The organism is Kitasatospora sp. MBT63, assembly GCF_000710465.2.
In the GTDB taxonomy this organism is placed as follows: domain Bacteria; phylum Actinomycetota; class Actinomycetes; order Streptomycetales; family Streptomycetaceae; genus Kitasatospora.
Genome location: NZ_JAIZ01000260.1, coordinates 1 through 8,062, shown reverse-complemented (window position 1 = coordinate 8,062; position 8,062 = coordinate 1). Strand labels below are relative to the sequence as shown.

Annotated in this window: 4 protein-coding genes and 1 pseudogene; 4 read left to right on the top strand and 1 reads right to left on the bottom strand. The window is 76.1% G+C overall.

Annotated features, from left to right (window positions below; translation table 11 throughout):
• Positions 1 to 1,094 (bottom strand): annotated as a pseudogene (locus AA75_RS16470) (asparagine synthase); the annotation flags it as partial.
• A 729-nt stretch (positions 1,095 to 1,823) separates the two neighbouring features.
• Between AA75_RS16470 and AA75_RS16465 the strand changes: the two are divergent.
• From AA75_RS16465 to trmB, 4 genes are all read left to right on the top strand, one after another.
• Positions 1,824 to 3,245 (top strand): hypothetical protein, encoded by a 1,422-nt coding sequence (locus AA75_RS16465; RefSeq protein WP_033820800.1) that lies wholly within the window; start codon positions 1,824 to 1,826, stop codon positions 3,243 to 3,245.
• Positions 3,246 to 3,903: 658 nt separating this feature from the next.
• A complete protein-coding gene (locus AA75_RS16460) occupies positions 3,904 to 5,511 on the top strand; it encodes a TROVE domain-containing protein (protein ID WP_033820799.1) in 1,608 nt (535 codons plus the stop codon).
• Between the two features lie 70 nt (positions 5,512 to 5,581).
• Positions 5,582 to 6,817: an L-2-hydroxyglutarate oxidase gene (gene lhgO, locus AA75_RS16455; protein ID WP_033820798.1), complete on the top strand. Its 1,236-nt coding sequence runs from the start codon at positions 5,582 to 5,584 to the stop codon at positions 6,815 to 6,817.
• 182 nt (positions 6,818 to 6,999) lie between these two features.
• Positions 7,000 to 7,752: a tRNA (guanosine(46)-N7)-methyltransferase TrmB gene (gene trmB / locus AA75_RS16450; protein WP_082526570.1), complete on the top strand. Its 753-nt coding sequence runs from the start codon at positions 7,000 to 7,002 to the stop codon at positions 7,750 to 7,752.
• The last annotated feature ends 310 nt before the right edge of the window (positions 7,753 to 8,062 follow it).

Genomic DNA, 8,062 nt, shown 5'->3' with positions numbered 1-8,062 from the left:
CGGGGCGCGTCGACGGCGAGGGTGGGCCGCTCGCTCTCGCCGAGGGTGACGGCCGCCAGGGACTCCGGCGCGGTGGGCCGGGGGGCGGTGGGGGTACGGGCCCATGAGCCCTTGACGGCGCCGGTGCGCAGGGCGGGCAGTGGGGTGCCGGGTCGGGCCGCCGCCGTGGCGGGGCCGATCGGGACGGCGGCGGCGAGCAGCGCGACGGTGGTGGAGGCGGTGCCGTACGAGAGGTCGACGCCGAGCCGGGCGCGCGGCAGGCCGCGCTGCGCGGGGCGGCCGCCGGGGGCGTCCGGGCCGTCGGGGGCATCGGGGCCGTCGGTGGCGGCGCGGGCGGCGGGGACCTCGGGTCCGGCGGTCCTGACCCGGCAGCGGACGGCCTCCAGCAGGGCCCGGGTGAGTTCGCGGACGGCGGGGGCCTCCTCGCGGGTCCAGCGGCCGGGCGGGGTCTCCGGCTCGTACCCGGCGGTGTAGGGGCGGCCGCTGCGGATGCCGAGGGTGTGGCCGGGCGGCACCCGGTGGACGCCCGCGTACGGGGTGCCGGTGCCGAGCACCTCCGGCGCCTCGGGGGTGGCGAGGACGGCGGCGAGGTGGTCGGGGTCGAGCGGGGCGCCGACCAGGTCGGCGAGCGGGAGGGCGGCGGTGGCGTACGCGGTGCCGCCGCTCCAGGGGGTGTGGAAGACCTGTTGCAGCCCGGCCAGGTCGGTGAGCAGGACGGTGCTGCGCAGACCGGCGCGGAGCACCACGGTGTAGCTGCCGGGCCAGCCGGTGAGGTGGCGGACGGCTCCGCCGCGGGCGGCGGCGAGTCCGGCGGCGAGTTCGGTGTCGGTGGCGCCGCAGTGGCCGATCACGGCGAGGCGCAGGGTGGCGGGGGAGTCGCGGTCGGCGGGGTCGGCCGGGTCGGGGCCGGGCCGGACGGTGGCCGGGCCGCCGGGGCGCAGGGTGACCAGGCGGATCTCGTCCGGGCGCCAGTCGCCGACCGCCCAGAGCGGGTTGGGTCCGCTCCACAGGGCGGTGCCGGCCAGGGGGCGGACGGCCGCCAGGGCCGGGTCGCCGGTGCCGGGGGACCCGCTCCAGCCGGTGAGCCACCGCATCGCGCCTCCGCCTGACGAGGGATCGGGCGCGCTGGGGGGATCTCGGGCCGGCACGCCGTCAGGAGACATCGTGCCACTGGACGGGCCGGTGGTGACCCGTGTTGCGGGGGCGAAATCGGGCGCGTCGGCGCGGGCGCGGGTGGCGGTAGCCGTCGGGGCGGTCCGGGCGCGGGTGGTCCTGCCGGTCCGCGGGCGGCGGCCCGGGCCTCCCCCTCCGTGGCCCGGTCCGCCCCTGGCGCGGGGCCGCCGGGCCGGCCCGGGGCCCGTCCATGGCATGGACATCTCCGGATGGCCGAAAGGCGCCGCACAGCCCGGGAGGGCATCCGCATGCCCTCCCGGACCGACCGTCGCCCGCGGGGACGGGGGCGACGGTCTCCCCCGGCCCGCCGGGTCCTCGGCGGCGGGCCGTTCCACGGCCTCCAGCGAATCGCCGACCTGCCAGGCGAGCCAGGGGGCACGGGTGGCGCACATCGGCACACGACCGGAGCACGCCCCTCCGGCGGTGACGGGCCGCGGCCGGAGGGGGCGTACCGGCCCGGTCCGCCGCCGGGCCGGAGCCGGACACGCGGGCGCGCGATCCCGCCATCCGGAATGCAGCCTCTTAACCCTCGGAACCCGTACGACTACGCTAGGTGCAGCAGTATGGAGCGGACACCCTCGGGCGGGCCGCCGCCGCCTGCCGCTCGCCGCCATCCGCGCACGACGTCGCCAGGGGGTGCCACCGCCACCATGACCGTCACCTCACGAGGGCCGAACGAACGGCTCGGCGCGCTCCTGTCGCTGGCCCAGATCAGCAACGCCGGCCTGGCCCGCCGGGTCAACGACCTCGGCGCCCAGCGCGGTCTGACGCTGCGCTACGACAAGACCTCGGTGGCCCGCTGGGTGACCAAGGGGATGGTGCCGCAGCGCCCGGTCCCGCACCTGATCGCGACCGCGCTCGGCAACAAGCTGGGCCGCCCGGTGCCGCTGGAGGAGATCGGCCTGGCCGACTCGCACCCGACGCCGGAGCTGGGGCTGGAGTTCCCGCGCGAGGTGCCGGAGGCGGTGCGGTCGGCGACCGAACTGTGGCGGGTGGACCTGGACCTGCGGCGCGGGCCGGGCGGCGGGCGGTGGAGCGACAGCCTGGCCGGCACCTTCTCGGTGGCGGCGTACGCCACACCGGTCTCGCGCTGGCTGATCGCCCCGGCGGACGGCTCGGTCGCCCGGGAGGCCCCGGCGCCGGACCTGTCCGGCTACCGGGTCGGGCACTCGGACGCGGCCAAGCTCCGCGAGGCCGCCCAGGAGGCCAGGCGCTGGGACTCCAAGTACGGCGGCGGGGACTGGCGTTCGTCGATGGTGCCGGAGTGCCTGCGGGTGGAGGCGGCGCCGCTGCTGCTGGCCTCCTACAGCGACGCGGTCGGCCGGGCGCTGTTCGGCGCGACGGCCGAACTGACCCGGCTGGCCGGGTGGATGGCGTTCGACACCGGTCAGCACGAGGCCGCGCAGCGCTACTACATCCAGGCACTGCGCCTGGCCCGGGCCGCCGGCGACGTGCCCCTGGGCGGCTACGTGCTGGCCTCGATGAGCCTGCAGGCGGCGTACCGGAACTTCCCGGACGAGGCGATCGACCTGGCGCAGGCGGCCCTGGAACGCAACCGGGGGCTGGCCACCGCGCGGACGATGAGCTTCTTCCACCTGGTGGAGGCCAGGGCGCAGGCCAAGGCCGGGTCGGCGGCCGCCTGTTCGGCGGCCCTGGCGGCCGCGGAGACGGCGCTGGACCGGTCCCGGCCCGGGGACCCGGACCCGACCTGGATCGACTTCTACGCCTACGACCGGCTGGCCGCGGACGCCGCCGAGTGCTTCCGGGACCTCGGCGTGCCCGCCAAGGTGCGGCACTTCACCCGGGAGGCGCTGGCCCGGCCGACCGAGGGGTACGTGCGCTCGCACGGCCTGCGGCTGTTCGTCTCCGCGATGGCGGAGGCGGAGGCCGGGGACCTGGACGCGGCGGTGGCGGCCGGCGAGCGGGCGGTGGAGGTGGCCGGCCGGATCTCCTCGCACCGCAGCCGGGAGTACGTGGTGGAGATGCTCCGGCTGCTGGAGCCGTACCAGGCCGAGCGCCGGGTGCGGGAACTGGCCGAGCGGGCCCGGCTGGTGCTGACCGCCTCCGGCTAATTGCGGTGCGGGTCCGGCGGTGCATTGGCTACCGTCGTCCTCGTCCGGGTGCGCAGGCAGAGGCTCCTTCGGATCAGGCGGTCGCGGGTTCGAATCCCGCTGCCGGTTTCGGCCGGTGTAGCTCAGCGGACAGAGCACCTGACTTTCATGCCCCTGCCGGCCGGTTCTCCGGACACCCTCATTCCGGCGGCGGCCGGAGTGCGGGGGAGATGTGACAGCTGGTCGCCGGATTCATGGTCCGGCGACCGTCGAAAAACGTCCGGGTGCGCAGGCCGGGGCTACTTCTTAATCTATGGGTCGCGGGTTCGAGCCCCGCCGCCGGTCTCGGCCGGTGTAGCTCAGTCGGGTAGAGCAATAGCCGATGCCCCTGCCGCTTCCGGTTCTCCGGACGCATGTCGACACCAGCAGTCCCAGCATGTCCGCACCTCCCGGTGCGCCGGGTACCGGCTACTTCCTCCAAGAAATCCGCCGGTACCCGCATCCGATCTCGGGAGGCACAGCGCCGGTGCACCCGGTGCGAGGGCCGTGGTTACTTCCGTGGAGCGTCCTTCGTGGCGCGTTGAAACGAAATTCACCGACCACGGCCGAATCCGATCTCGGGTGCACCGGCCGGCCTCCCCCTCGTCCACTCCACCACATCCAGCAGGGGGAATTCCGCATGTCCCGTTTCAACCTCCGCCGGGGAAAGGCGGGTCCGTCGGGCCCGTCGTCGCCGGTCGCGACCACCGGGCGGGTGACCGCCAACCACGAGCGCGGCACCGGGTACCTGCGGGACGGGAAGTCGGAGCTCTTCCTCCTCGCCGCCGCCAACCTGGTCGGCCAGGACACCTTCTACGAGCGCGGCGGCAGCCGCGACGACCGCTACACCGCGCTGGTACGGCAGTTCGCCGTCGAGGACCCGGAGTGGACCCTCGGCCTGCTGCGCTGGCTGCGGGCCGACGGCAACCTGCGCACCGCCTCGCTGGTCGGCGCCGCCGAGTTCACCCGGGCCCGGCTGGACGCCGGCGCCCCCGGGCACTCCCGGCAGGCCGTCGACGCGGTCCTGCAGCGGGCCGACGAGCCCGGCGAGCTGCTCGCCTACTGGACCTCCCGGTACGGCCGCGCGCTGCCGAAGCCGCTCAAGCGCGGCGTCGCCGACGCCACCCGCCGTCTCTACCACGGGCGTTCACTGCTGAAGTACGACACCGCGGGCAAGGGCTTCCGGTTCGGTGACGTCCTGGAGCTGACCCACCCCTCGCCCGACCCGGCCCGGCCGGGGCAGAGCGAGCTGTTCCGGTACGCGCTGGACCGCCGGCACCACCCGGACACCGCGCAGCCGCCCGCCGCCGACCGCGCCCTGACCGCCCACCGGGCGCTGCTCGCCCTGCCGGCCGACGAACGGCGGGCGGTGGTGACCGGGCCGGACGGCGCCGAGCGGCTGGCCGAGGCCGGGATGCCCTGGGAGGCGCTGGCCGGCTGGCTGCAGGGACCGCTGGACGCCGCCGTCTGGGAGGCGATCATCCCCTCGATGGGGACCATGGCGCTGCTGCGCAACCTGCGCAACTTCGACCGCGCCGGGGTCCGCGACGAGGTCGCCGAGCAGGTCGCCCGACGGATCAGCGACCCCCAGGAGGTGCGGCGCTCACGGCAGTTCCCGTTCCGCTACCTGGCGGCGTACCGGCACGCGCCCTCGCTGCGCTGGGCCCAGCCGCTGGAGCGGGCGCTCGGGCACGCGCTGGCCAACGTGCCCGCGCTGCCGGGACGCACCCTGGTCCTGGTGGACCGCTCGGGCTCGATGTTCGACCGGCCCGGTGCGCAGACCCAGCTCAACCGCGCGGACTCGGCCGCCGTCTTCGGCAGCGCGCTGGCCCTGCGGGCCGCCGACGCCGACCTGGTGGAGTTCGGCTCGACCAGCCGGCGCCTGGACACCGGCCCGGGTGACTCGGTGCTGCGGACCGTGGAGCGCTTCGGCGACCTCGGCGGCACCGACACCGCCGGCGCCGTCCGCGCCCACTACCGCGGGCAGGACCGGGTGGTGATCGTCACCGACGAGCAGGCGTACGGCACCTGGCAGGGCGACCCGCTGGCGCCCGTACCGGCCCACGTCCCGGTCTACACCTGGAACCTGGCCGGCTACCGGACCGGGCACGCGCCGTCCGGCGGCGCGCAGCGCCACACCTTCGGCGGCCTCGGCGACGCCGCGTTCCGGCTGATCCCGCTGCTGGAGGCGGGCCGCGACGCCCGCTGGCCGTGGCAGCGGGCCGACGGCGCACCGGCCCGGCCGTAGCCGGAAACCCCCACCCGCGGCTCCCCACCGTGAAACCATCACGGTGGGGAGCAGGCGGAAAGGGGCCGCAGTGGGGTACGAGGTCGATGTGCTGGTCGTCGGCGGCGGGATCGTCGGACTGTCCACGGCGTACGCGCTGACCCGGGCCAGGCCCGGGATCGCGGTCGCGGTGCTGGAGAAGGAACCCGGCTTCGCCGCCCACCAGACCGGACGCAACAGCGGCGTGATCCACAGCGGCGTCTACTACCGGCCGGGCTCGCTCAAGGCCCGGTACGCCACCGGCGGCGCCGCCGAGATGGTGGAGTTCTGCCGTGAGCAGGGCATCGCGCACCAGGTCACCGGCAAGCTGATCGTGGCCACCGACGGGGCCGAACTGCCCCGGCTGGCCGCGCTCGCCGAACGCGGCCGGGAGAACGGCATCCCGGTCACCGAGCTCGGCCCGGACGGCATCCGCGAGCACGAACCCCAGGTCACCGGCGTGGCCGGGCTGCACATCGGCACCACCGGCATCTGCGACTTCCCGGCCGTGGCCCGCGCCTACGCCCGGCTCGCCGAGGAGAAGGGGGCCGAACTGCGCACCGGCACCGAGCTGCGCGCCGTCGCCCGCCGGGCGGACGGCATCACGGTGCAGACCTCGGCCGGCGAGCTGCGCTGCGGTGTCCTGGTGAACTGCGCGGGCCTGCACAGCGACCGGATCGCCCGGCTGGCCGGGGACGACCCGGGGGTGCGGATCGTCCCGTTCCGCGGCGAGTACTACGAACTCGCCGAGCACCGCCGCGACCTGGTCCGCGGCCTGGTCTACCCGGTGCCCGACCCGGCCTTCCCGTTCCTCGGCGTGCACCTCACCCGCGGTGTGCACGGCGATGTCCACGTCGGCCCGAACGCCGTCCCGGCGCTGGCCCGGGAGGGCTACGACTGGCGCACCGTGAACGTCCGCGACCTGGCCGGGACCGCCGCCTTCCCCGGCACCTGGCAGATCGCCCGGCGCCACTGGCGCTACGAGGTCGGCGAGTTGCACCGCTCGCTGTCCAAGCGCGCGTTCACCGCTGCCGTGCGGCGGCTGCTGCCCGCCGTGACCGCCGCCGACCTGGTGCCCGCCACCGCCGGCGTCCGGGCCCAGGCGGTGGCCCGGGACGGCTCGCTGCTGGACGACTTCGCGTTCGCCGGGTTCGACCCGGACGACCCCGCGAGCGCCCGCCGCACCGTGCACGTCCTGAACGCGCCCTCCCCCGCCGCCACCGCCTCGCTGGGCATCGGCCGGGAGGTGGCCCGCCGGGCCCTGGCCGCCCTCGACGCCGGCGGCTGAACCGGCCGCCCGGCGTGAGGAATGCGTCACGCGCGGGTCCGGTCCCTCGCACGCCCCTTTAGACTTGGCCGATTGTGACTGCCACTGCCCCCAGCCCCCAGCTGCCCGAGACCGCCGCGCCCGACACCGAGCTGCGCCCCTCGGCCCGGCTCTCCGCCGCCCCGGCGGGATACCCGGCGCCGATGTACCCGCACAAGGCCACCGAGGAGCAGCACCGCGAGCACCGCATCCGCAGCTTCCAGCCGCGCCGCGGCCGGATGACCAAGGCCCAGGCCGGCGCGCTGGACCGCAGCTGGGAGCAGTACGGCTTCGCGATCGACGGCACCCCGCTGGACCTGGTGGAGCTGTTCGAGGGCCGCCCGGTCACCCTGGAGATCGGCTTCGGGATGGGCGACACCACCGCCGCCATGGCCGCCGCCGCCCCCGACCACGGCATCCTGGCCGCCGACGTGCACACCCCCGGCCACGGCAACCTGCTGCAGTTCCTGGAGCGGGACGACTCGCGCAACGTGCGGCTGGCCGCGGGCGACGCCGTCATCCTGATCCGCGACATGCTCCCCGACGCCTCGCTGGCCGGCCTGCGGGTCTACTTCCCGGACCCGTGGCCCAAGCCCAAGCACCACAAGCGCCGCCTGATCCAGGAGTCCTTCCTCGACCTGGTGCTGCCGCGGCTGGCGCCCGGCGCCCTGGTGCACTGCGCCACCGACTGGGAGGAGTACGCCGAGCAGATGCTGCAGGTGCTCTCCGCCTCGGCCGGACTGGAGAACCTGCACCCCGAGGGCGACGGCACCGGCTGGCTGGAGCCCGCCGACCACCCCGCGGGCAGCGTCCCCGGCTACGCCCCGCGCCCCGGCTGGCGGCCGATGACCAAGTTCGAGCGCACCGGACTCGCCAAGGGCCACGTCGTGCACGACCTGCTGTTCCGCCGCCGCTGAATCGCGGCCGGTCAGCGGCGTGACCGGCCGCCGGGGGAGCGCGCGGCGGACCGCACACACTCCGCCGCCACACCGCTACCACAGGTGAGAAAATCGGTAGCGAATGTTCCGCACTCTCCCCTTCCGCGGACCGGGTCCCCTACTCTTTCGGCGTGAGCTGTCCGCCCGCGGGCAGCGCGTCGGCCCCGGCGTCGCCCGCCGCGGGCCCCGACGCCGCCGCCGCAGCCGACCGGTCCACGCATGCCGACGCCACCCGGCGGATCCCGGGGCCGCGGGTGCGGCGGGCCCCCGCGACGCTGCCCCTGCGGAC